Raw genomic sequence first — 24,303 nt, 5'->3', positions numbered from 1 at the left:
TTCGAACTCCAAAATTTTTATAAAACGGCACGTTAGGCCTGGAAGGTGAAAATCCGATCTGCTGTGTCATCGCAACCTGTCGGAATGGCGAGGCTTTTCTTTCAATGACGACGGGAAATATCCGCACCGTTTTCCCACAGGCCGCGAACGCCTATGAGCACTGCAGCCAGGTCCAGCTGCGCTTCGGCAGCAAATACTAGGCTTTGCCGATCATCTTTAAAAAAGTGTTCTCATCGATGATGGGAATACCCAATTCCTGGGCTTTTCGGAACTTGGAACCCGGATCTTCGCCGGCCAGAACAAAATCGGTTTTACGCGACACGGACGAGCTGACTTTTCCCCCGTATTTTTCGATTAGCGTTTTCGCTTCGTCCCGTTTTAGGTGGGGTAGGGTTCCGGTCAGTACAAATGTTTTTCCTGTTAAAAGTTGTTCTGCCTCCTCTTTTTCGGCTTCCATTTCCGTATGCACGCCGGCCTCGATCAGGCGTTGCAATATCCGCTGATTTTGTTCATTTTTAAAGTAGCGTACAATGCTCTCGGCCATTTTTTGGCCAACGCCATCGATTTGCTCCAGCTCTTCCTTACTGGCCTGCTGCAAGGCTTGCAGCGATTTGAAATGCCGGGCCAGAATTTTAGCGGCATTGGCCCCGATGTAAGGAATGCCCAGTGCAAAGATTAAACGATCCAGTGGCTGGCGTTTGCTTTTCTCAATGGCCTGCATCAGATTTTGTGCGCTCTTCTGGCCCATGCGTTCCAGACTGGCCACTTCTTCCTGTTGGAGCTGGTAAATATCGGCAATGTCTTTGACCAAGCCCTTATCCACCAGCATTTCCACCAGGGCCGTCCCCAGGCCTTCGATGTCCATGGCCCCGCGGCTGGCAAAATGTTCGATGCTGCGCTTAATTTGCGCCGGGCAGGAGATATTGGGACAACGGATGGCTACCTCTCCTTCTAACTGCACCAGTTCCGTGCCGCACACCGGACAGGTTTGAGGAATACGCGGTGGTTCGGAATGGGCAGGCCGTCTTTTAAGATCAACGCCCACCACTTTGGGGATGATGTCCCCCCCTTTTTCAATAAAGACCCAGTCTCCTTCACGAATATCTTTACGCCGGATTTCATCGACGTTGTGCAGGGTAGCGCGGGAAACCGTTGTACCAGCTAATTGTACCGGCTGTAACTCGGCCACAGGCGTTACAATGCCGGTGCGTCCCACCTGCCAGGTGATCTTTTGCAGCAATGTTTCGGCCTGCTCGGCTTTAAATTTGTAGGCAATGGCCCAGCGCGGACTCTTGGCCGTGGTGCCCAATCGGGCCTGCTGGTCTAAACGGTTGACCTTGACCACCACGCCGTCTATTTCGTAAGGCAGACTGTGGCGTTTGCTCTCCCATTCCTGAAAAAAATCGAAGACCTCTTGCAGAGTGGCGCACAAACGAAAATGGGGATTGACCGGAAAGCCTAGAGCCTGCAGCATTTTTAAGTTCTCGAAATGCGTGTCTTTGACAAAGCCGGGTACTTCGGAATCGATGTAATAGGCAAACAGACTCAAGCCGCGTTTAGCAACCAGCCTCGGGTCCTGCAACTTGAGCGAACCGGCGGCAGCATTTCGCGGATTGGCGAACACGGCTTCCCCCTGCTCTTCACGCTCGGCATTCAAACGCTGAAAAGCCTCTTTGGACATGTAAATTTCACCCCGGACTTCAAACGACTCCGCCACGTTTTGCTGGGTACGCACACGCAGAGGAATGGCCCGAATCGTACGCAAATTGGGCGTAATATCATCGCCCTGCAAACCATCCCCGCGAGTCACTCCGCGCACAAACCGCCCGTTTTCGTACAGCAGACTGATAGCCACGCCATCGATTTTTAGCTCGGCCACATATTCCACTTTTTCCCCGGGCAAGGCCTGGCGTACGCGCTGGTTAAATTCACGGAATTCCATTTCACTGTACGTATTGGAAAGCGAGAGCATGGGCTTACGATGCGCAACAGTGGGAAATTCTTTAATGGGCTCGCCGCTGACCCTTTGGGTGGGCGAATCGGGCGTGATGAGCTCCGGATGTTTCTTCTCCAGAGTCTCCAATTCTTTCATGAGCTGGTCGTATTCGTAATCACTGATGGAAGGCTGAGCCAGAACGTAATATTCATAATCATATTTATTGATGAGCTTACGCAGCTCCTCAATGCGCTGTTTAACGTCCACGGTATCCCTCCTCTAATCGAATAGTGCTGGTAATTCTGTACAAATTACCACTTTTTTCTGAAGCGTTTTTCTCTTTTTTAAAAGTCGCCGAATTCAGACCGTTTCAATTTATTTTGATTTAAAATATTTAACAAATTTATTTTACAGGACATCCATTTGATTTTAGGCTATTTTATCCTTAATTTTTCCCATTAATTGGAATCAGGTTAAAGTTAGATGTTACAAATATTTACTAAATATTCAATATGGCTGGTAGGTCTCGTTTTGTTGAGCTGCACCAATCCCTTTACCACACGCGAGAATCAGGTTGAAAAACCGGGCAGCAGCGGTCCCGGCCAGAGCGGTGTGTATGATCCGGCTGTAACGCCGGAGCTGGTGTTTGTTAATCTCAAAAAGGCGTTGCAGGAAAAAAATGTGGCAGAATACATGAAATGTTTCGTGCCCCAAATTTTGTTGGGGCAACCCCATGGTTTTTTGTTCATTCCCGAGCAGCACTTTGCCAATGAGTTCGCCCGACAGCCCTGGACGCTCAATGACGAAGAGAACTATTTTATCCAATTGGTTCAATCCCAAAAAAGCGGCTACCCAAAAATTGACCTCTCCCTGGGTGATGGACAGGAAATTCCTTTAAATCCTATTACACCAACTTCGGTGAACGATTCTCTGGAGACGGGTAGCATTAAATACAATTTAAAGATCGCCTTTTCGCTGGATTCCAGTAAAACGTACAGTGGCTTGCTGCAATTTCGTTTATTTCGATCTACTACACCTCCGGAGGTCTGGTACATCTATTTCTGGCAGGACAACGCCCTGAATAAAAATTACGAAGGAACCTGGACCAATCTTAAGTTGTACTACCGGAAAAAGGCCATTTAATAATGAAACGCTGGTCCATCATCTCAGTCATCACTTTTTTTGTACTGATTCTTTTTCATGCCTGCGAAAACCCTTTCGCGCCGGCTTTAAAACAATCTTTTGAAGGCTCCAGTTTGATTGTAACGGATCAGAAAACTCCGGAAGAGGTGCTGATCAATTTTAAGTACGCTTACAACTTTAAGGATTCGCTGGTTTACGCCGATCTTTTAGACAGCAGTTTTCTGTTCATTTCCAAAAACTTTGCCACAGAACCGGTTACCGACCTGACCTGGGGCCGGGATGTGGACATTAAAACCACGGTAGGCATGTTTCGTCACTTTCAGACCTTGAATCTGACCTGGGAGGGAACGGTTTACGGACGCTTTCTAAATCAGGAAAGAACATTGAAAGAAATTAAAAAAGTTTTTAGTTTAGTGATCGATGGCGGACGTGAAATTCCAACCATACGGGGGGAAGCACTTTTTGTTTTTAAGAAAAAAATTCTTTCGCAAAATGATACGACCGGCATCTGGCGCATTATTCGCTGGGAAGACCTGTCATCGTTCTAATTACACACAGGAGGTTTAACCATGCACCGATTAGCCGTTGAGGTAGATCCGATTGCTTTTGTTCGCAACAGCTTTAAAGACAAATACCCCGATCCCATTCAAGCCGTGGTTCTGGCCGAATTAGGAGGCGCCGAAAGTATTGTGGCCTATTTACACGACGACCAGAAGACCGTTAAAGAGACCGACATCGTCCTGTTGAAACACATCGTTAAAACCTACCTTAACGTGCGCTGTAATTTAACCGAAGAAAATGTTCGTAAACTTTTGCGCATTAAGCCGGACATGATCACTTTTGTAGCCCCCGGCGATTTGAATGATATTACTCCTCATCCCCTTAACGTGGACATGTACCCCACCCAGCTACAGGATTTTATTGTGGAACTGCGAACCAATGGCATTCTGTGCTCGGTTCTCATTGAACCCAACGTCGAGCAGGTCAAGTTGGCCGGCAAACTGGAATTCGATTATGTTGAACTGGATGCTTCCGGCCTGGCTCACGCAGAAGACATGGATGCGGAAATCGCCCTGTTACAAGAGCTGGACAATCTGGCCGTGGCAGCCAACAAGCTGGGCATGGGCGTAAACATCAGCGGGCACATTGGCTTCGAGAATATCCGTGACATCACCAAAATGGAAAATATTGAAGACATCATTGTGGGCAAACCCCTCTTCAGCAAGGCGCTGGCCATTGGTTTTGAACAGGCTGTTCGGGATTTGATCGCTTTAATGTAAAAAGGATTTTTGTCAATGAATGTTAAGAGCTTGCTTTTCAGTTTGTTGCTGATCGGATTGCTATTGGCCCAGAGTCCGGTACACTACACCTGGCCCGATATCAATGCCATCTCCGGCACGGAGGCCTCAACGATGACACGCCATCTTCTAAAAAACTGGAAATTGCAGGTTGGTCAAAACGGCCCACGACAGGTTGAGCTACCCTTATTACTGAAAACGAACAAACAGCTCATCTTTACCACCACTTTCCATCTGCCACAGAATTTATCCCCGCAGGCCGAGCTAAACCTTGTCTCTCAAAATATTCACGGCGCCTGCTACTTTTACATTAACAATCACCTGTTAGGCGTTTCGCCTAACAGCCTCAATCCCTGGCGTTTAAAAATACCCGAAGAATATTTTAACCAGGATTCCGTTCTAAACATCACCTTGAAAATCAAACCCGTACAGTCGGCAGACGCCGGGTTTCCCAATATCGTTTATGTCCTTTCTGAAGAGCACTTTCTTGGTCCGGGCGCAGCCGTCTATCTGGAAGTGACACAAAAGCCAACCATCATTCTCAAAAAGTTGAATTTACTTGATCGGGACAATCAATTTCTTTTGCATTACCAATACCAGATAGAAACTTCCAGCCCCATCCAGAGCTTTAAAATTGAAGAGTCGCTTAGACGATTATCCGACGAGCAAACCTTTTTTAAAAAACAGCGCTTTTCGCGGGAAACCAGGACTGCCACGCTTTTGTTAGAAGGCACTGTTCCTCTGGCTCCCTCCAATCTCTGGACGACCAAAGAACCTCGGTTGTTAACATTTTCCGTGCAAGGCCAGGTAAGTACCAAACAGGGTAAACGGTCTTTTACCTTCAGGCAAAAATTTGGGGCCCGAACCTTTAAAATCCAGAAACAAAAATTTTATTTAAACAACCAGCCATTTCAGGTGCGCGGTATTACGCTTCATCTTTCGCCGGAAATCTTTAAAGGACGCCATTATTTGCAGTCCTTAACGGAGATGTTGAGTTTTGTAAAAAAATTACAGTTTAATGCCATTCGTTTATCGCACTATTTACCGGATCGGGCCCTGTTGAGTCTGTGTGATTCTTTGGGAATCCTGGTTTTTGCTGAATTTCCAATCTGGCGTTTTCCAAAAGAATTTTTTGCCGAAAACTATTTATTGGAAGCCGGCAAACATATTTGTCAGCAAATCCGACCCTTTTATTTGTCCCATCCTTCACTGGCAGCCATTGGTTTAGGACAGGAAATTCCGCTCCACCTGCCCAGCGCCCAAAAATTTATTTTCATTTTAAATGGTAAGCTAAAAGAAAATTTACACGTCTTAACCTATATTTCGCCCATTCCCGGTTTTCCTTTTCCTCCGGAGAGTGTTTCCAATTTTTACCTGTACGATCGCTACCAACCGGTTCACTTTCTGGAAGAAGAGGCAAACCAGCCATCTTTTGCCCTGTTTGGCAAAATTGGTTTGTTAACTTCTGATCTGTTAAAGAAAAATAACGCCGATGAATCGCACCAGATCAATCGCAGCCTGCTCATTAAAAATGAGATTTTTAAAGCTTTAAAAGACTTTCAACCCAACGGCGGTTTTGTGGAATGTTTGCACGACTGGTTTACCGAATACCCCAATGATTTTGGAATCGACGGCCAGCCGGGTCGGATGGTTCCGCATGGCTTTTTGAATGTTCACGGAGAAGCAAAAAGTTGGGTCAAATTACTGGGCAACCCCTGGCAAACAGATGATGCCACTCTACTACAGGATTTGCAGGATCAAAAACCACGCACCAACTTCTTTTCTTTGTTAATGACCTTTAGCGTCATCCTGTTTTTCGCCATCTATCGCCGGGCGCCCCGACTGCGTGAAAATTTCTGGCGCTCTTTGCGCCATTCCTATGGTTTTTTTGTGGACTTGCGAGAAAGACGCATCATCCCCCTGTTCAACTCCATTACCATCGCCCTGATTATTTCCATGGTTGCCTCTGTATTTCTGGCCTCTCAAATCTATTTTTTCCACAAATCCTTGTGGCTCCAGGAGATCATGGCCATTTTTCTGATTCCATTAGGCGTGTTTGAACACTATTTACAATTGAGTCAAAATAAAATCCTGATCACGCTCTTTTTTCTGGTTCTGTTTACAATCGTGCCTTTTGCCGGCGCTTTCCTTCTTAAAATTTTGGCCTGGGCTAATCGGGCGAAAATCCGTTTTCGTCAGGGCCTGGCTACCATTTCCTGGGCCGGCGCACCGCTCATCTGGTTTTTTCCGGTCAGTCTGGTCAGTTATCACTTCCTCCTTTTTCACTATCCACTTAAATGGCTCTGGATTGGTTTTGCCATCTTCATCCTGTGGGTACAAATCCGACTCATCAATGGTATCCACATTCTGTTTATTGCCAAAACATCGAAAGTGTTTGTAATTTTAATGTTGTGTTATTTCATTCCAATTCTTATCTTTTGGGCTCTTTTTAATCCACCTAATTATTGGGTTGATTATTTACAACTGATGATCAATGCGCAAAGTTTGTTTTAAGGAGCACGATGTACTTATCAAGATTGCAACTTCTGGGTTTCAAATCGTTTGCCCAAAAAATTAAATTAGATTTTAATGAAGGCATTTCCTGTATTATCGGGCCCAATGGCTCGGGGAAATCCAATATTGTCGATGCCGTACGCTGGGTGCTGGGCGAGCAACGCACCACGGTTTTGCGCAGCGACAAAATGCAGAGTGTCATATTTAATGGCACGCGCAACCGTAAACCCATGGGCATGGCCGAGGTTTCGCTGACCATTCAGAACAACAAAAAGATTTTGAACACGGAATTTGATGAAGTGGTCATTACGCGTCGTCTTTACCGTTCCGGAGAAAGCGAATATCTGATTAACAATTCGGTGGTGCGTTTAAAAGACGTGCTAAATTTGTTCATGGACACCGGTCTGGGCCCCAATTCCTATTCGGTGATTGAACTTAAAATGGTAGAATCCATTTTAAGTGAAAACAAAGCCGAACGGCGCCTGCTGCTGGAAGAAGCGGCCGGCATCGTCAAATACAAAATCCGCAGGAAATCGGCGCTCAGGAAACTGGAAGAGACGCGTACCGATCTGGTCAGAATTAATGATATTATCAGTGAAGTTGAGAAAAAGGTCCATTCCTTATCCCGACAGGTGGGCAAAGCCAGACGCTATTTAACCTACAGCGAAGAGTTGAAGAAATTGGATGTAGAACTTTGTCGCCATCGCTTTCATGCCCTGTTGGATGAAATCCGTCCCTTAAAGCAACAGTTGCAGGAAGTCAGTAAAATCAAAGAAGAGAGCCACCACCAGATTACCATGGACGAGGCTCTGCTGGAAGATTACAAACGGGAACAAATAAAGCTGGAACAGGAGATTCAACAGTACAATGTACAGATTAGTGAATTAAACCAACAACTGGCTCAACTGAACCAGGAACAGGCCGTAGCTGAAACGCGCCAGGAACAATTAATGCAGAACAAGGCCCGTTACATCGAAGATATTGAGCAGGCCGAACAAAAAATCACTTTGCTACAGGAAAATCTGAAAACTTATCAAAGTGAAATTGACGAGATCAATTTAAAAAAGGAAGCGGCGGAGGAAAAACTGGCAGAGATTGAGGCCCAACGTCAGAGCGATCTGGATATTCTGCAAAAAGAGAAACAGGAGATCGACCAGCTCAATCAGCAGTTTCGCCAAAAATTTCAGTACGTTTCTGATTTTAAAGATCAACAGGCGCAGCGCGCTTATCGATTTCGCTTTCAAAAAGAACAACTAAGCGAAACGGAAGAGAAAACCACAGCCTGGCAACAGGAGATTCAGCATCTGGAGACCGAAATTGCGCGTCTGAAATTGAAACAGAATGAATTCCTGAAACAGGAAAACAATCTGAAAAAAAACATTGAACAACTGGAAGCCCAGGTTGCAACCTTAAGTGAAAAGCGGGATCAGCTGGATCAACAAATGCGCCAGATTATGGGCAACCTGGAAGAGGTACGTTCACGGAAGAACTTTTTTGAGCAGATCGTCACCAGTTACGAAGGCTTCTGGCAGAGCACCAAATACGTAATGACCAACCGCCAGAATTTTCGCGGGGTGCAGGGAACCCTTTCCGACATTATTTCAGCAGATGAAACATTGACGCCCTTGCTGGAAATTTTGCTGGGAGAGGCTTTAAACTACGTACTGGTCGACACAGTTAAAGCGGCGCGCAACATCATCGAGCACGTTAAACAAGAAAAGAAGGGACGCATTACGCTCATCCCTCTGGAACGCATTCCAGAGCTCTCATCTTCTAATCCCCGGCCATCATCGCTTTCCTTTTTGAAAGACAAAATCCGTTACGACGATCAATACGAAGGCCTGGTTCATCTGCTGTTAGGCGATGTCATTGTGACGCAAACACTGGATCAGGCTCTGGAGTTGGCGCAGCAATATCCGCAGTTCCGCTTCATCACAGAAACGGGCGAATTAGTTAACTTCAATCGGGAAATCTCCAGCGGCGAAGTAACCAAAAAAGCGGTTTCCATGGTTGGCCGTAAGGACCAATTAAAAAAATTGGAGAAACAGCTTCACGAGCTGGAAGCAGAAGCGCAAAAGGTGCAGCAAACTCATCAAGACACCGAGCAACAAATTCAGCGCTTGAAGGCTGACATTGAAAGCAAGAGGCAATCTTTGCAACAACTACAGAGCGAAAAGATTGAACTGGACAAAAAAGAGAACCAATTGCAGTACGAAGTGCAGAAATTAACTCAGGAGATGGCCAATGCTCAGCAACGGATCGATCGCTTAAGAAAAGAAAATTTCGATTTACAGAAAGAGATCGAGCGCAATGAAGCTATCCTGGAAGAATTGCAACAGGAATTAAATGAACTGGAAGCCGAAACCATCCGACGCACCTCAGAATATGAGCAAAAAAGCCAGGCCATGGAGTACCTGTTAGAAGAAGTACAAAAAGCGCGTTTACAGAGCAATAATCTGCGCAATCAATATCAGAACCGCCTTTCGGACATTCAGCGCACCGAGCGCTCCATTGCTGACTTAAGAGCAGAGATTGAACGAAAAGGCCATGAAATCAAGCAAATTAATGAAACGCTGACTCAAATTGATGTGGATACGGAACAACGCAAAAAGACACGCGAATTCCTGTGGGAACAGAAAGATCAATTAGAAGACAAAAAACAGATCGTTGAACAACAATATCAGGAATTAAAAGCCAAAATCATCGATCTGGAAGAGCAAACCCGCCAGTACCGGCGGCAACACGATTCTACGGTCGAAAAAAGCAAACAATTGGAACTAAAGATACAGGAAAATGAGTATAAAGCGGAGAACATAAGAGAATACGCTCTGAAGGAGTATTCCGAGGACGTTGAGGTGGGCATTCCTTTTCAGGATTTTAATGAGGAGGAGGCCGAGCAACGCATTGAGACCCTGCGTTTACGCATAAAAAATATGGGGCCGGTCAATCCCCTGGCCGTTCAGGAATACGAAGAGGAAAAAGAGCGACTCGACTTTTTGACCGGACAACGCGATGACTTGCTACAGGCAGAAAAATCGTTGATCGAAACCATCGACAAAATTAACAAGACAGCGCGTAAACAATTCATAGAAACCTTCAATCAAATTAAGAGCAATTTCGAAACCGTTTTTAAATCGTTTTTCGAGAATGGCGAAGGTACCATTGAGCTGGAAGAAGGCGCCGATGTGCTGGAGGCCGACATCATTTTTAAAATCCGCACCAAAGGCAACCGTTTACAGACACTGACCTTGCTCTCTTCCGGAGAAAAGACATTGACGGCCATCTCTCTGTTATTTGCCATCTATTTAGTTAAGCCCAGCCCCTTTTGTATTTTAGACGAGGTGGATGCGCCCCTGGACGACATTAATATTGGCCGTTTTACCGAGGCGCTTAAACAATTTTCGCAAAACACACAATTTATTGTGGTTACGCACAATAAACGAACCATGGAAGCCGCCGAAACGCTTTACGGAGTAACCATGGAAGAAGAAGGTGTATCTAAAATAGTATCAGTAAAATTTAATTAAAAGGTGTAATCATGAAGTTTAAAACCATATCCACATTGGCATTCGTCATTTTACCTCTATTGCTCTTGGCTCAAATGAACTTTGTGCCCATTAATGTGGATTATGCTTCTTTCCATCAAAGCGACAGCAGCGCGTTTGTCGAAGTGTACGTTTCTGTTTTTCAAGGCAATCTGTCCTACACCCCCCAACAGGACAGCAGCCTGCAGGCTAATTTTACCAACCACCTGGAGATTTTTGATCAGAATGGTAATCTGCTGGATCGCTTTGCCCACAACTTTAAAAATACCACAAAGGATACCAGCCGCTTAAACCGCTTTAATCAGTTTGTGGATATTTTTCCGCTTACGCTGCCCTATGGTAATTACAAAGCCAAAATCAGAGTGGTTGACAACATCTCCAATCGCAGCGGGGAGTACGTGTTTGATTTAAATACCATCCAGAATGAAGACCATCTCTACCTGTCTGATCTGGAATTTTGCATGGATCTGAAAAAGGGCCAGGAAAACGACCGTTTTTACAAGAATGGCCTGCGCGTAGTTCCCAATCCGCGACCCGTTTTTGATGTTCTTCAACCCATGCTCTATTTTTATGTGGAGCTCAACAATCTGTCTTACGACCCGGCGTCTGAAAATCATTACCGTTTCTACTATTTTGTAACCGACAAGCAGGGAGACACAGTCAAAACGAGAACACCAGTAGAGAAAAAAATATTGGGCACCAATCTGGTGGAAATTGGCGGTTTTAATGTGATGGCCCTGAAGCAAAGCAATTACATTTTACACATCGAAGTACAGGATTTAAAAAGCGGTCAGATTGCCACCGCTAAAAAAGCCTTTTATGTGTACAAAGGCAAGAAGCAGAAAACAGAGACACAATATGCCGGACAGTCTCCGGAAATAGACGAGGCGCTGGTTCTGATGACCGAGGATCAGTTAAAAAAGGAATTTGACATGGCGCGCTACATTGCCACGCGCCAGGAAGAGAAGATGTTTAAGAATCTGGCCGACGCCAATGCCATGCGCAAATTTCTGACGCAATTCTGGTACCGTCGTGATCAGTTGAATAATACGCCTTACGGAACGTTTCGTATTAATTACCTGCGACGCGCCGAAGAAGCCAACGAACGATTTAAAGCCATGGGCAAAGAGGGTTGGCAAACGGATCGGGGCCGGGTGCTGTTAATCTACGGTGAACCGGACGAGATCGAACGCCATCCCAGCTCCATGGATGTGCTGCCTTATGTGATCTGGTATTACCACAACCTGGAAGGTGGCGCAGAATTCATCTTTGCCGATCAACGCGGTTTTGGAGAGTACGAACTGATTCATTCCACCTATCGCAAAGAGTTACAAAATCCAAACTGGCAGGAAATCATTACCAAAAAGTCAGGTTTAATCCAGCAAAGCGAACGGTATTAAGCTTGTTTAGAAAATTTCATATTAGGGATTACTTTTAAAGGATAAATTATGTTTGAGACATGAGAGTCTGTGCTGACCGGTATTCGGTTTCCCTTACGCTGAAAGCGAGTAGCGTTTTCAAACGTCTTTTTCTGTCCTGCTTTGCTGAAAGCGGAAGGCCCATGGAGGAAATTTTCTCCATGCTGAAATACCAGACCTTTTAAAGAAAGTAATTAAATGATTTTCAATTCACAGGCTTCGGCCTGGAAACCAGCCTTTTTGTGCGAGCCATCGCAAAAGGGCTTATTGGCCGAATGTCCGCAACGACAGAGGGCGACCGTTTTAGCGTTGACTTTTTCCTCAGAGTCGCCTTTTTTTAGTGTGGCTTCAGCACTGTCGATAAGATAGGGGCCGTTTTGCATTGCTTTGATTTTCATGAATCTTTCCTCCTGCTTTAATGATGATGGCTATTAGACAGGGTTAATCCTTTCTGGCATTTTGTTTCTGGGTACAAAAACTTGTCCAAACCGATTCCTCTCTATTTAAACCCAGTACATGGCTGTTCTATTCCTTTGAAAATCTACAAGGTAAAAATGGCGGCTGACTCTATTGGTCGGCTTGCTTAGCCTGCGCTTTGCTAAAAACCAGCAAATAGTGGAATTCAAACAAGTCCCATTCATTTTCGAATTTAAAACCAGCCTGCTCAAACATCGTTTTAACCTGATCTTGCGTCAGGCGGTGGTGAAAGGGCGGTCCCATTTCCATCTCCTGAGCGCGCCAATCGATGACAAAAACCGAACCATCTTGTTTGAGGATGCGCAGCAACTCTTTCAAATAGGCCTGTGGATTGTCCAGCTCATGAACGACATTACTGAGTAATATTTTGTCAACCTGGCCGGTGGCCAGCGGCAAAGGTGACTGTTCGATTTTGATAAAGTCGATATTGGTCAGCCTGGCTTCCTGCGCCCGTTGACGACAGATGGTTAGCATCTCATCGCTGATGTCGACGGCAAAAACCGTTTGCACTCTGGCGGCCAGCGGTAGAGTAAAGTAGCCTGGCCCGGCGCCGAGATCCAGCCACACCTCATTTTTTGCAGGGTGGGCCCACTCGAAAAACGTTTCAACGCGCATTGATTGACTGCGCTTTTCGTCGATCAATTTTTGCCAATCCTTTGCCGAAAATTGTCTGGAATGCTTATCCGAATGAGTCATCGGTTTGTTCTCCTCGTTTTTCAAATTTGTTGTGTGGCGCGCCAGTCCCACAGATTTTGCGTTCAAACTTAAAACATAAAGTATTAATGCGATTTTGGCAACATAAAAATCGAAGCCTGCCTGCTGTCCGATTTTTCCTATGTTTTCAGTCCATTAAAAAGTAGAGTAGCTTGCGGATTCCCTGGCACCAAAAAACGGTTGTAGCCAATTGAGTTCAATGATGGTGCAGAGCGCTATGGTAGTGGGCCATTCGGTTAGATTCGATATTTATTTGAATTCTACTAAAAATACTGATAATTTCTAACGCTTTTTTAATCAAAGATAAACAAAGGGATTTGAATGGCGGAAAAGATTAAATTGTTGTTCAGAATTGGCTATGCCTATCACAAGGCTGCTTTTGATCCGGTGATTGAATATCTTATGGACGATCCGAAGTACGATGTTTATTTTTCGCTGGATGCCGAAAAAAAACGTTATTTTTTTGTGTTTGACGTTCCCTATCAGCAACCGATTATTGAAGAATGGAAGAAACTGGGTTACCGGTTTACAACGCAAAAGGAGGGCTTTGACATCGTCATTACGGGCGATACCCTGCGTGATGCGCACGAATATGGTAAAACTTTACTTTGTTTTCTGAATCATGGCACTGGCATTAAGAATATTCTCTACCGCAATCTGGCAAAATTTCCAGATCATCGTTACCAGATTTTTGTGGAAGGTCCACATCGCGTAAAATCATTGCTCAGTTCGCCGGCCCTGGGCAAAAACGAAGTGCATCTGATTGGGCTACCCAAACTGGATTTCTATTTTCAGGGACGCTTTAACGATCGGGAGAGCATTTTGCGTCGTTGGGGACTGGATCCGCAGAAAAAAACGGTGCTTTACGCCCCCACGTACAAACCGACATCCCTGTACGATATTAAGGACGATATTTTTGAACAGACAAAGGATTTTAATCTGATCATTAAACTTCACCCTTACAGCTGGATGGGGAAGTATGCTCCGCATCGTCAGCACCGTATTTTTGAAAGGCGCGTTAAAAAATACAAACATGCCGTTTTATTACCCTTTGAAGCTTACAATATCGTTCCGTTTTATGCTGTGGCCGATACGATCATTAGCGAGGCTTCCAGCACGGTATTCGATTTTCTGGCGCTTGGTAAGTTTGGCATTGTTTACGATTTGCCCTGTGACGATTTAAAACACTCTGACGGCGAACCGTTGCTGGAAATCGACAATCGTGAGTTTCTAAAAGGCGCTTTTGTCCATATTCAAAATGGGAAACAAATCCATCAGGCTATTGAACGGGCCCTGAATCCCACGGATGAGATGAAGGAGAAAGCAGAGGTCTATCGCAATGAACTATTTTACAAATTGGACGGTAAAGCTACGGAACGCTTTGTGAAAAAGATGGAAGAATTGTATTACGAAGGCGGCCATGAAAATGTGCCGTAACGGCGGAAGACGCAATCGTATTTAAAAATTACGAATTGTTCGAGGCAGGGAAGGGTAAACGCGTTAAAGGGGGAAATGATTGCAATGGATAAGGGATTGAGAGCTAAAAAACGTTGGGCGTTTAGTATCAGAAATGGTAAAGGACGTGGCGACGGATAGTGCTTTTCTACTCGGGAGCCGAATTTAATTAAGAACGAATAGGAAAGGAAATGCAATAGATGAAAGCGGTTATTGTTGCTGCGGGACGCGGCAGTCGGTTAATGAATCATCGTCCCAAGACGTTAATTGAAATAGGTGAGAAAACGATTCTGCAGTACATTTTGCGAAATTTGAGCGCAGCAGGTGCAACTCAGTTTGTGATTGTGGTAGGTTATCAGGCGCAGATTTTGCAGGATTTTCTGATAGAAAATGATTATTTTGGATTGGATATTCAAACGGTTTACAATGAAGAGTGGCAGCGGGGAAATGCGATTTCGGTTCTCACTTCCCAGAGCCTGATTGGCGAGGAGCCTTTCATTCTCTCCATGAGCGATCATATTGTTAGCCCGAGCGCTTTGCAGAGAATCATTAAGGCCGACGACTCGCGCAATCTTTTACTGGTCGATCCCGACGTGCAACGCATATTTGATATCGATGACGCGACCAAGGTACAGTTAAACCAGCAAGTGATTCTGGACATTGGCAAAGAGCTTGACAATTACAATGGTATTGATTGCGGTATTTTCAAATTAAAACCCAATTTTTATCAGGCCATACGCGAACAATTGAAGCAGGGCAAAGAGTCAATCAGCGCAGCGGTACAAAAGCTGATTGCCAGAAAGGATATGGCCGCTGTGTTTATGGAGCCTGAAGAATGGTGGATCGATATTGACACGCCGCAAAGTCTGGAATATGCTCGACAGAAGATTTCAGAAATCGATTATGAACACCTTTCCATTTAAAAATGGAGAATAGGAAGCAGGTCTACGTGGCGTAAAATTTTTGCGCTGCTTTCGGGCTATTTAAATGGTTTAAGAATGATTTGCCAATATCTGTTGAGTCAGAATCCTATGCTTCGGCCACTTTCCCGCAGAGCGTACAAGGCAAAAACGGCGCCGGCGTAACGGCGCTTCCAATAGATGGAAACGCTCATGGTGCCAGGCGGTACCATTGAATCTTTCAACAACTTAACGCTTAAAGAAGTTTTTTCGAGCTAAATCGTGTCTTATGATAGCAAAAATAAAAAAAGCCGACCATTGCTGGCCAGCTTTTGGGTTTTAGGGAAGGGCATGTTTACATAGTGTAACGCCCTGTACAGGTCAATTATTTCCGCAGCGCTAAAATATTTTGCCAGACCTGCTCCCAATTGACAATATTCCACCAGGCTTTAATGTAAGCAGCTCGTTTATTTTCGTATTGAAGATAATAGGCGTGTTCCCAGACATCAATGCCCAGTACGGGTGTGGAGCCCCAGGGCGAAAGTTTTTGCTGGTTTTCGGCCTGCAATACAATTAATCGATCGTCTTGTGGGCGATAGTGCAGCAATCCCCAACCGCTGCCTTCCACAGCTTTGGCTGCTGCCGAAAACTGGGCCTGGAAAGCCTCAAAACTTCCGAAATCCCGTTGGATCATTTTTAATAATTCTCCTTTGGGCTTGCCTCCCCCGCCTTTGCTAGCGGGCGCCATTACCTTCCAGAACATGGAGTGTAAAAAGTGTCCCCCTCCATTAAAGGCTGCTTTGCGCGACCAATACTGAATTAAACCATAATCGCCGGCTGCTCTGGCTTTGGCCAGTTCTTTTTCTGCTTTGTTCAAGCCTTTAACATATCCGGCATGGTGCTTGTCGTGATGTAATTCCATGATGCGGCGGTTGATGTACGGTTCCAGGGCATCATAGGCGTACGGTAATGGAGGTAATTTGTGTTCGGTCACCTGACCACTCATATTGGTGGATGGTTCGGCATTGGCCGCCATCAAATGGGGTGATAGCACGCTGCCGGCCACGACTACGCCGCTTGCTTTTAAAAAATTTCTACGATTTGACATGACGCTCTCCTTAAATTATTTCAAGTCATTCAGATGTAGTGTAACGGTTGAGCAAGAATAAAAATTCCGCTGCCCAGGTAGGATACGGCCAGAATGAAGGGAGGTCCATTCAGGAAGGAGTCCTCTTTTTTAATTAAAGATCATTAACAGTGGCGCCGGGCATGCGCCAAAAACTAAGCGTCATACCAGTTACAACGGGCAAAATGAGACAAAAGGCCAACCAATTGTCCTGATCAAAGGAAGGTAAACTGAATTTCAGGACCATTAATAATAAGGCGCTGGCCAGGTGCAGTATCCACAAAAATTTTAATGAATTAAAGGCCCAGTTTTTCTCTCTAGCTAAAAAGATGGCCAGCCAAGGAATTAAAAGGGTGAGAGGATTGGCCAGCAGAATATTCTCGTTGCCAAAGGTCACGTCATGCTCTGTAAAAAACATCAGAAAAAAGAGAACCATACCCGGAATGCCCAGGGCCAGTCCCAGTAAAAAATTGTACAGGCTGAAGAGCATGGTAAACCAGCGAAAGCCCTTTTTCTTTTGGCGGATTACCAGCAAGAGGGGCAGCAATCCAAGCGCCAGGCCCAGCAGGAGAGTGGGCCATTCGTGTCGCGGAACAGTTTGAGGCACAGGCGTCCGTTTTGCACGAAACACAAAAATGGGAGCTTCTGCAAGAGGGCGTTCCATTCCCCCCGTGTCCCGATAGCGTACCTGTTGCACATAGCTTTCCAGCTCGTCCGGTAAAAACATCTCATCCCACTTTTTAATCGGCTGATCGATGCGATCGCTCATCAGGAACATGAGCAGCCACTCCAGCACAGGATTGCGCGCCACGTAGCGTTTGGTGTGCTGCCGTAAATTGAATCGGGCAGGGCCATTCATGATTTTGTGAAATTGACCATTCACTGCTTCATCAATAAGGTCCCGTAAACGTGTAGAACAGTTGTCGTAATAATGGTGGTAAAGATATTTTTTGTTTTCGGGCAAAATATTCCATTCCAATTTTTTGGCCAGTCGTAACCGGCTGTTTAAAGGAAGGTGTAATTTTGTCAAACGGATATCGCGATTCTCTTTCTTATAGTAATTAAAATAAGAAGCGACGTCTGCCCGTCCGACCTCAAAAATTAATCGGCCCATGGCAAAACGCAGGAAAAAATCGTTATCAAATGAGTACAAACCGTAATTGTAAATGGCGGAACGTTTAAGAAGCGTGTCTTCTACGATCAGGGCAATATGCCCCCAATAGGAAGGGATATCGTCGCCCGGGCCAAAAGTAACCAGATAAAATTGCAGATTTTGCGCCTGGCTTTGTCCGGTTGCCCAGGGCATGGGAGAGGCGTACAGCCCATTGACCCACCACAAAATCAAAAAGATTTTCAGATACTTCATCGTTCCTCGCAAAAAAATTAATGTGCAAATTAAGAGAGAAGTTTATATGGTGCAAGTTTAGGCGGGAAAATCGAAGGGTTGGTAATCGGAAATATGGTAATGTTGGAGGCATTGCTGCAAAAGACTGTGCCGGATGACGAGCAACAGGTTTTGTTCCCGATCCATTTTCTTTACCTGTGCGATAGCCAGGCTTACCTGCGGTTCAAAGCCTGACCCGGCCAATTCCAGCGGGCCAATTTCATCAATAATTAACCAGGAGAAGGGCTCTTGCAAAGCACGGGCGATGATCTTTTTTCCGGTTTCAAAGGTGTTTTTTAAGAATGTAAAACGACCAATCTGAATGGTGCCCGCCCCTTTTTGTTTAACCTGAAAAGGATAAACCTGCTGACTGGCAACATCGATTAATACGCGCAAACCTTTAACATCAGGAGTTAGAATGCCATAGACATTGGCCTGACTTTTGGACCAATCCAGCAATTGGCTTGTTTTGCCGCTACGGATCGCGTCGCTTAAGATAAAAATGCCCATGATCACGATTTCTCAACATTTTGGTGAATCTGGCTGGTCTCGACTGGATGCCATCGAAGGTTAAGCTGATTAAAATCAGGTTTTTTAAAAAATATTTCCAGCGTTTTAAATAACGGTATCTGGAAGATTCTGTCCACAGAACAAAAATGAGTCGTTTCAAATCAGGGAAAATCTGATGAATATCTTCTACTTCCCGAGCATAGGTTTTACTTTTTCGGCTAAGGAAGCGATGCAAATGCTTTAACAAAAAAGGCCCTAAAAACAGATACCAGATTAAAATCAATGCAAAAACGCGTAAAAAAACAAATGCGCCCTGGACATAGCCATTGCTGGATGAAAAGAACGTGAGTGAACCTAGGATGAAGATCAGTACCCCGGCCAGCTTAAAGGCTTTTTTGCGCTTGTTCTTGCGGGATTTTAAGGGAGCGGCATTTTCCGGTGAGGCAATGGCCGATAGATCTGGAAGCTGATCCGGCAAATGATGCATCAGGTTCAAAAATTTGATCGACAGAACGCCAACCAAAATTCCGCCCACCAGATGGATGGCAAAATAGATACCAATAATCCAGGAGGACGCTGAAAAAAAGGCCTGGAGGTTAAAGAATCTTTTCAGGATATAATCAAAGAAAATATCGATGGCCCGCCAAAGCGAGTTGCCGTAGATGATAGTCAGGACAAGCACTTTTTGAACGGCGCCTTCCAATAAGCTTAACATGGCCAGTAGAAAAGCTGCTATTTTAAGATTTTTAAAAAGGCTAAAAATCAAGAATCCCACGATTCCCTGAAACATCACTGCAAAGTAAGCATTAATGGGAGAGTGCGGGCTGGCCACAGCTTTGATGACCAGAACGATTACCATGGATTTTAGAATGATCTTAAAATCAGTTCTGGCAAAGTAAGCAATCAGCGTTATCAAAATAACGGCTGTACCGCCAATAAATACGCCTGTAAACGGAATGCGCAGTGCATGCATCAAGCCACCCAGGCCAGCTTCGTTTAATGCCCAGAGTGCCGTTAACTTTTGAATGAAACGATGTCTTTGATCTGTGCTGAACAAGGTAACCGCTTTTTAATTAAACTTAGTATCGAGTTTAATCATCTATTCAAAAAAGTTCAAATAAAAAGTGTTGAGTGTGTTACTACTTGGCCATAAGGAGTTTTTTGTCTGGATTAAATTAAAGCAGCTTTGCCGTAAGCAAAAACAATTTAAGTAACCACAGAGAGCACCCGTCTGGCAGGCGCAGCCGGTTGTAGCGCAGCGGAAATCCCGATCCTCGGGGACAGGCCCGCCCGTCTGGACGGCTGTCCAGCCGGACAGGTCTGGCAGGCGCAGCCGGGCCTGTCCCCGAAAATAAGGATTTGGAATCTAAGCCTCACTGATTGTCATTTCGACCGATGCGCGGAGCGCAAGCGACGTGCAGAGCAGAGAAATCTTTATCAGGTGTAAGGGTGAAGCATTTTTCCTGAAGATGGTTCTACTTAGTGCAACCTCTTGCGTACAAGTTAAAATTGCTCTTGAGCAAAACTTTGCAAAAAATGCTTCGCCCTTACCAAAGTCTCGAGCTGAAGCTTGAGTTACGACTGAAGCGGGATTCAGAATGACATGCCGGCACAGGCCTTCACCGCCTGGAAACAACTTGCCCTGTTAAAAAATAATTCGTACTTCGTAATTTTTAATTAAAATGGCCTTTTTATGCATTGATGGCTTTAGTGCGTTAACTGGAGTTGATTAATGGTTGTGGCTACTTTGCAGCCTTAGAAAAGCGTTCCCTGAGAGATCAATAAAACGGGTATGGCCAGATGCTGTTTTAAAGATCGTTTTTGGGAGTCCACTCTTTCCAGACATTGCCGACCAAAGCTGGGCCCGGTTTTAAAGTCTTCTTGCCAGGTTTCCATCCGGACGGACAGGCTTCTGCGCCATTGGTGGCACGCACATGCTGGAAGGCCTGAACCTGCCGAATGGTCTCTTCGATGTTTCGTCCGACAGGAGGTGTCAGTACTTCCATGGCCTGGATGACGCCGTCGGGGTCAATAATAAAACGGCCCCGTAATTCCACGCCCGCATTTTCATCGTACACACCGTAAACCTTCCCTAAATTTCCGGCGCCGTCAGCTACCATGGGGAAAGGAATATCCTTGTTAACCATCTTTGACAATTCGTGATCGTTCCACATTTTGTGCACAAACTGACTGTCCACGCTCACAGAAATGACTTCAACTCCCAATTCCTGGAGCTTATCATAATTAGCAGCGACCGCTGCTACTTCTGTCGCTCAGACAAAGGTAAAATCACCCGGATAAAAACACAAAAGCACCCATTTTCCAAGATAGTCTGCCAGTTTAATCTCAGTGAATTCACCTTTGTAATAGGCAGGCGCAGTGAAATCAGGTGCTTTGTCGCCTACTCTTGCTGTCATAAATTTTTCCTCCTCAACAATGGTTTGTTGTTCAACGGTTTCCTGAGAAGGTTGCGCTTCTCCAACACGAGCACCGGTTGGTCGAGCGCAGCCTCCGCTTTTTTCTGCCATAATATGCTCCTTTCTTTAAATACAAACTGGCCATACCCGTTAGTAACAATGCGGTGTTCTAATTTAATACAAATTATTTAACAATAAAAATTATTTTGTTGTAAAAAATCAATCTTTTTCTCTTCATATTCATAATTAATTTGTTGTACTAAACGCTTTTCTGCCGACTGGATAGCGTATTTTTCCTGTCTTGTTTTTCTACCTTTCTGATCGTAATAATACAATTCTATTTTTTCGAATTGATTGGCCTGTAAATGGTAGGAGGTTAATACCTGTCCCTTGCGGTTTAATTTTTTGCTGAAAAACTGACCTCCAAACAGATCGTTGACAATTTCTGTTTTTAAAAGGCCATTTTCGTAATATTCAAAATATTCAGTTCGTTGTAACTTCCAGGCTTTGTCGAACCATAAAATGACTTCAGGTAGGTCCTGGAGCCCATATCGAATCTCTTTCTGAGCCACAAGTTGATGCGCAGCATTGAAAATTTTTTCGGTTGTCAGTTGCCCTACGGCATTGTAAATGAAAATTTTTTGGCGAACTAATTGATTGTGGCCATTAAAATGGCTCTCCTTTTCCAATAGGCCGCCATCTCTGTATTCAAACACCTTGCGCTCTATTAAATGATTAGCCTTGCCCCGTTTTTCGTATTGTTTTAGAAGATCGTTCTCATAGGTCCAGAGATTTCTGGCAATCACCTGTTCCTGATTATTGTAGAACTGCTTTTCAATCAGGCGATGTAAAGGATCATACTGATAGTGTACACGGCTGATCCGTTTACCGTTTCCCTGAAAGGTGGCCGATGATAATATTTTATTCCATTGAGCGTATTCCTTCTTAATAATCAGGCGCAGATCTTTTTGCCCATTGTAGATGAGTCTAATGATCTCCTGGTTTTGAGCGTCAAATTCTGATAGGATCAATTGACGCAGACATTTTTGATTGTTTTCAAGAGTAAAGACTTTTTTGGTGCGTATCACACGGCTCCTATAGAACTGGTTAATTAACACTAAACGTTGACAGGCGGTCTCAATATTCCTTTTTAAATGAACCAGAAACAACAGGCAGCAACATTCTTTTATTTGGAATAGAGGGAAGGAGAGTACCTTTGTTGAAAGATTGGTTCTTGTGTCCAAAGTAAAAGAAAAATTATGGCTGCTCAGCATTGTGATTTGCCCGTTGGCCAGGCATCTTGCATTCCAGAAGAAATTAATTTACATTAAGCCATAACGAAAAATAAATTCAGTCCGTTGTGATGAACCTGTACACCAAATAGAAGAGCGTAAAAACAGACTATGATTAGAAAAGCTTTTTTTGTAGCATTCAGTTTATTCTCCCTTTTATTGATTTTTTCCATTGTGATGTTAAATGTCGACGCAAGGCGTTTGCAAAAGCGGAATGTTTTTCCCGGACAGAAGGCGGTTCACATATTTAATTATGGCTGGCACACCGGTCTGGTTCTGGAAACAAAAGATATCCCGGAGGACTATATGGCTTATTTTGCCATGTTTAAACAGCATGGATTTGTTGAGGTAAGCTGGGGCGATGCAAAGTACTACCAGTATCGCGGTTCCGGGATTAACTGGCTGTTGGCCCTGCGGGCTGTGTTGCTTCCGACGCGCAGCATTTTGCATGTAGTTGGCTTCGATGTTCCCATTGATCATTTTTACAAGTGGAGTCCGTATTACACCATTCGTCTTACCGATGCTGAGTATGAGGATCTTCTTAAGTTTATTTGTTCTTATTTCGCCACAGACAGGAATCACCAATTCGTAATAATTGACCGTGGATTGTACGGTGACAGCTGGTTTCTTAAAAGTAAAGGGGCTTATATCTTCCCCTTTACCTGCAATGTTTGGACTGCCAGAGCCTTAAAAGCGGCTCATTTGCCTCTGACGCCGGTCATCTACCAGTACGCCTCTTTTTTAACCCGCGTCCTCAGGGGCTACTCTCGCAAACAGGCCGAACACAAAGATATTCGCCTGGTTCTTAACGGGCAAATTTAAAGCTGGAATAGGGGAAATTAAACCCCATCTTCTGTATTTTATCTTTACTCTCCTTAATGAAACGTACCATGTTTTCTGCAGAAACGGCAAAGACAATCCCGGAATTATTGCTAACCTGTTGATCGATATAAATTTCACCTTTGTAAGGTTGCTGAGCTTCAAACATCCAGCTTGCTTTGTTAAGGTCGGGACGCAGGTAATACTGCGTTTGAGCGCCCAGGGCAGAGGCAATACCTACGATCTCAAAATTAGGCACGCCATCTTTTATGGCTAACAAAATGCCTCCACTGATCCCCCGAGTTAACGAAGAATTGAACAAAAAGTTGTGGTGCGCATCCCGATTGGGCTGACTTACTAAAGAGTTGGAGAGCATTAGTTTGCCCTGAGGATAGGCCAGCAGATAAATAAAAGTTCCCCAATGCAGGGCAGCAGCTTTCCCAAATGGCACATTCAACACTGGCAGGGCGCTGTTGGGGATGCGATGCAATTTAACTCCAACCAGAGCCAGATCAGAGGTCTCGTCAAAGGCCAATAAAACCGGTTGAGTGGAAGAGGGTATGTTGACAATATTGAGCGTTTCCTTAATTTTAACGGACACGGCATACAGCTCTGAAGAAGGCTCCCGCGGATTGGACTTTTTGGAATAAAATGAGAGAAGCGTGTCGGGGTGATGGACAATGTGATTGCAGGTTAAAAAGAGCAATTCTCGGCCGTATTGCGAAATCAAAGTAGCCGTTCCGGAGGAGGGGCGCTGAAAGATGTAGGTGGTGGTGGCCTTTTTAAATGTTTCCGTATGTTTTAAATCCCCTTTGGTAATCTGATCCTGTGCACGAAATTGATAGGCCTTGTAAAAGGTCATTCCCGATATGAGTTTGACCGCCCTGGCCATTCGATCCAGGTAATGCGAAACCGGTTGAAGAGGAAATTCAGAGTCGTACTGGCCATCCTTTACAATTCTTTCCTGAGGGAGGGGTTTCAAATTGTTTCGACCGGCTGTACACGCCCCTAAAATAATAATAAGAGGTACGATGAACATAATTTTCATAAATAAAATCCTGTTTAATTGCACTGAGTCAATTTAGAAAAAAAATAACCAAAAATTAAATTTATTGTATCTTCGCGGCTTTCCAGAAAATGCCAATACTTTTACAATCTAATACGAAATGGTTTTGTTAAAATGTTACTTAAACGAAAATGGTCGGTTTGTTTGAGTTTCATTGGACTAACATCTCGAACATCCATTGATCGTGAATAAAATATCCAACACAGATGAGAAAATCTTCCTCACAAACCTTCCCCCTCTCCCAGATTTTTATTCTGGGAGAGGGGGATCGAGGGAGGGAGGGCTAATTA

General features: G+C 44.6%; 20 protein-coding genes. 9 read left to right on the top strand and 11 right to left on the bottom strand.

Features of this window, described 5'->3' with window-relative positions; all coding sequences use genetic code 11:
• Positions 1-196 precede the first annotated feature (196 nt).
• On the bottom strand, positions 197-2,203 hold the full coding sequence (ligA, locus tag ACWB0I_RS05620; RefSeq protein WP_479387060.1) for an NAD-dependent DNA ligase LigA: 2,007 nt from the start codon (positions 2,201-2,203) through the stop codon (positions 197-199).
• Between the two features lie 216 nt (positions 2,204-2,419).
• Here ligA and ACWB0I_RS05615 point away from each other — a divergent pair, with 216 nt between their 5' ends.
• Genes ACWB0I_RS05615 through ACWB0I_RS05590 form a run of 6 tightly spaced genes read left to right on the top strand, consistent with a single transcriptional unit; the run spans position 2,420 to position 11,836 of the window.
• A complete protein-coding gene (locus ACWB0I_RS05615; protein ID WP_479387059.1) occupies positions 2,420-3,079 on the top strand; it encodes a hypothetical protein in 660 nt (219 codons plus the stop codon).
• 2 nt (positions 3,080-3,081) lie between these two features.
• Positions 3,082-3,627 carry a hypothetical protein gene (locus ACWB0I_RS05610; protein ID WP_479387058.1) on the top strand — a complete coding sequence of 182 codons (546 nt, stop codon included), beginning with the start codon at positions 3,082-3,084 and terminating at the stop codon, positions 3,625-3,627.
• Between the two features lie 21 nt (positions 3,628-3,648).
• Positions 3,649-4,359 carry a pyridoxine 5'-phosphate synthase gene (locus tag ACWB0I_RS05605; protein ID WP_479387057.1) on the top strand — a complete coding sequence of 237 codons (711 nt, stop codon included), beginning with the start codon at positions 3,649-3,651 and terminating at the stop codon, positions 4,357-4,359.
• Positions 4,360-4,374: 15 nt separating this feature from the next.
• Positions 4,375-6,891 carry a glycoside hydrolase family 2 TIM barrel-domain containing protein gene (locus tag ACWB0I_RS05600; RefSeq protein ID WP_479387056.1) on the top strand — a complete coding sequence of 839 codons (2,517 nt, stop codon included), beginning with the start codon at positions 4,375-4,377 and terminating at the stop codon, positions 6,889-6,891.
• An 8-nt stretch (positions 6,892-6,899) separates the two neighbouring features.
• Positions 6,900-10,418 (top strand): chromosome segregation protein SMC, encoded by a 3,519-nt coding sequence (gene smc, locus ACWB0I_RS05595; RefSeq protein WP_479387055.1) that lies wholly within the window; start codon positions 6,900-6,902, stop codon positions 10,416-10,418.
• Positions 10,419-10,429: 11 nt separating this feature from the next.
• Positions 10,430-11,836, top strand: coding sequence for a GWxTD domain-containing protein (locus ACWB0I_RS05590; RefSeq protein ID WP_479387054.1), 1,407 nt, complete (start codon positions 10,430-10,432; stop codon positions 11,834-11,836).
• 212 nt (positions 11,837-12,048) lie between these two features.
• On the opposite strand, the gene ACWB0I_RS05585 is transcribed toward ACWB0I_RS05590, so the two are convergent.
• Both ACWB0I_RS05585 and ACWB0I_RS05580 read right to left on the bottom strand, forming a co-directional pair.
• Positions 12,049-12,252: a CDGSH iron-sulfur domain-containing protein gene (locus ACWB0I_RS05585; RefSeq protein ID WP_479387053.1), complete on the bottom strand. Its 204-nt coding sequence runs from the start codon at positions 12,250-12,252 to the stop codon at positions 12,049-12,051.
• A gap of 169 nt (positions 12,253-12,421) precedes the next feature.
• Positions 12,422-13,027 carry a class I SAM-dependent methyltransferase gene (locus ACWB0I_RS05580; protein ID WP_479387052.1) on the bottom strand — a complete coding sequence of 202 codons (606 nt, stop codon included), beginning with the start codon at positions 13,025-13,027 and terminating at the stop codon, positions 12,422-12,424.
• Positions 13,028-13,366: 339 nt separating this feature from the next.
• Here ACWB0I_RS05580 and ACWB0I_RS05575 point away from each other — a divergent pair, with 339 nt between their 5' ends.
• Together ACWB0I_RS05575 and ACWB0I_RS05570 are read left to right on the top strand one after the other, a co-directional pair.
• A complete protein-coding gene (locus tag ACWB0I_RS05575; RefSeq protein WP_479387051.1) occupies positions 13,367-14,482 on the top strand; it encodes a CDP-glycerol glycerophosphotransferase family protein in 1,116 nt (371 codons plus the stop codon).
• Positions 14,483-14,700: 218 nt separating this feature from the next.
• On the top strand, positions 14,701-15,423 hold the full coding sequence (locus ACWB0I_RS05570; protein ID WP_479387050.1) for a phosphocholine cytidylyltransferase family protein: 723 nt from the start codon (positions 14,701-14,703) through the stop codon (positions 15,421-15,423).
• 98 nt (positions 15,424-15,521) lie between these two features.
• On the opposite strand, the gene ACWB0I_RS05565 is transcribed toward ACWB0I_RS05570, so the two are convergent.
• From ACWB0I_RS05565 to ACWB0I_RS05535, 7 genes are all read right to left on the bottom strand, one after another.
• Positions 15,522-15,644: a hypothetical protein gene (locus ACWB0I_RS05565; RefSeq protein ID WP_479387049.1), complete on the bottom strand. Its 123-nt coding sequence runs from the start codon at positions 15,642-15,644 to the stop codon at positions 15,522-15,524.
• A gap of 140 nt (positions 15,645-15,784) precedes the next feature.
• Positions 15,785-16,507 (bottom strand): Fe-Mn family superoxide dismutase, encoded by a 723-nt coding sequence (locus ACWB0I_RS05560; RefSeq protein WP_479387048.1) that lies wholly within the window; start codon positions 16,505-16,507, stop codon positions 15,785-15,787.
• Between the two features lie 133 nt (positions 16,508-16,640).
• The gene (locus ACWB0I_RS05555; RefSeq protein WP_479387047.1) at positions 16,641-17,891 is read right to left on the bottom strand and encodes an Lnb N-terminal periplasmic domain-containing protein; all 1,251 of its coding nucleotides are present in this window, start codon (positions 17,889-17,891) and stop codon (positions 16,641-16,643) included.
• Positions 17,892-17,948: 57 nt separating this feature from the next.
• Entirely contained in the window at positions 17,949-18,419 is a 471-nt protein-coding gene (locus tag ACWB0I_RS05550; RefSeq protein WP_479387046.1) for a nucleoside-triphosphatase, read from the bottom strand.
• Positions 18,385-19,476: a hypothetical protein gene (locus ACWB0I_RS05545; RefSeq protein WP_479387045.1), complete on the bottom strand. Its 1,092-nt coding sequence runs from the start codon at positions 19,474-19,476 to the stop codon at positions 18,385-18,387. The genes ACWB0I_RS05550 and ACWB0I_RS05545 overlap by 35 nt, the downstream gene beginning before the upstream one ends.
• Before the next feature lie 751 nt (positions 19,477-20,227).
• Positions 20,228-20,947, bottom strand: coding sequence for a thioredoxin-dependent peroxiredoxin (prxU, locus tag ACWB0I_RS05540; RefSeq protein WP_479387044.1), 720 nt, complete (start codon positions 20,945-20,947; stop codon positions 20,228-20,230).
• Positions 20,948-21,024: 77 nt separating this feature from the next.
• Positions 21,025-21,924, bottom strand: coding sequence for a hypothetical protein (locus ACWB0I_RS05535; RefSeq protein WP_479387043.1), 900 nt, complete (start codon positions 21,922-21,924; stop codon positions 21,025-21,027).
• 405 nt (positions 21,925-22,329) lie between these two features.
• Here ACWB0I_RS05535 and ACWB0I_RS05530 point away from each other — a divergent pair, with 405 nt between their 5' ends.
• Positions 22,330-22,950, top strand: coding sequence for a DUF2459 domain-containing protein (locus ACWB0I_RS05530; protein WP_479387042.1), 621 nt, complete (start codon positions 22,330-22,332; stop codon positions 22,948-22,950).
• Here the strand turns inward: ACWB0I_RS05530 and ACWB0I_RS05525 are convergent.
• Positions 22,934-23,995 (bottom strand): S1 family peptidase, encoded by a 1,062-nt coding sequence (locus ACWB0I_RS05525; RefSeq protein WP_479387041.1) that lies wholly within the window; start codon positions 23,993-23,995, stop codon positions 22,934-22,936. The genes ACWB0I_RS05530 and ACWB0I_RS05525 overlap by 17 nt on opposite strands.
• Between the last annotated feature and the right edge of the window lie 308 nt (positions 23,996-24,303).

It is taken from the genome of Caldithrix sp., assembly GCF_056497305.1.
Note: the sequence above shows the minus strand (reverse complement) of the source record. Positions and strands in the feature narration are given on the sequence as shown.

Coding starts and splice junctions, on each gene's coding strand:
- ACWB0I_RS05610 (WP_479387058.1), top strand. CDS start 3,082: ATGAAACGCTGGTCCATCATCTCAGTCATCACTTTTTTTGTACTGATT.
- ACWB0I_RS05605 (WP_479387057.1), top strand. CDS start 3,649: ATGCACCGATTAGCCGTTGAGGTAGATCCGATTGCTTTTGTTCGCAAC.
- ACWB0I_RS05615 (WP_479387059.1), top strand. CDS start 2,420: ATGTTACAAATATTTACTAAATATTCAATATGGCTGGTAGGTCTCGTT.
- ACWB0I_RS05575 (WP_479387051.1), top strand. CDS start 13,367: ATGGCGGAAAAGATTAAATTGTTGTTCAGAATTGGCTATGCCTATCAC.
- ACWB0I_RS05570 (WP_479387050.1), top strand. CDS start 14,701: ATGAAAGCGGTTATTGTTGCTGCGGGACGCGGCAGTCGGTTAATGAAT.
- ACWB0I_RS05585 (WP_479387053.1), bottom strand. CDS start 12,252: ATGAAAATCAAAGCAATGCAAAACGGCCCCTATCTTATCGACAGTGCT.
- ACWB0I_RS05555 (WP_479387047.1), bottom strand. CDS start 17,891: ATGAAGTATCTGAAAATCTTTTTGATTTTGTGGTGGGTCAATGGGCTG.
- ACWB0I_RS05550 (WP_479387046.1), bottom strand. CDS start 18,419: ATGGGCATTTTTATCTTAAGCGACGCGATCCGTAGCGGCAAAACAAGC.
- ACWB0I_RS05525 (WP_479387041.1), bottom strand. CDS start 23,995: ATGAAAATTATGTTCATCGTACCTCTTATTATTATTTTAGGGGCGTGT.
- ACWB0I_RS05590 (WP_479387054.1), top strand. CDS start 10,430: ATGAAGTTTAAAACCATATCCACATTGGCATTCGTCATTTTACCTCTA.
- ACWB0I_RS05580 (WP_479387052.1), bottom strand. CDS start 13,027: ATGACTCATTCGGATAAGCATTCCAGACAATTTTCGGCAAAGGATTGG.
- ACWB0I_RS05560 (WP_479387048.1), bottom strand. CDS start 16,507: ATGTCAAATCGTAGAAATTTTTTAAAAGCAAGCGGCGTAGTCGTGGCC.
- ACWB0I_RS05600 (WP_479387056.1), top strand. CDS start 4,375: ATGAATGTTAAGAGCTTGCTTTTCAGTTTGTTGCTGATCGGATTGCTA.
- smc (WP_479387055.1), top strand. CDS start 6,900: ATGTACTTATCAAGATTGCAACTTCTGGGTTTCAAATCGTTTGCCCAA.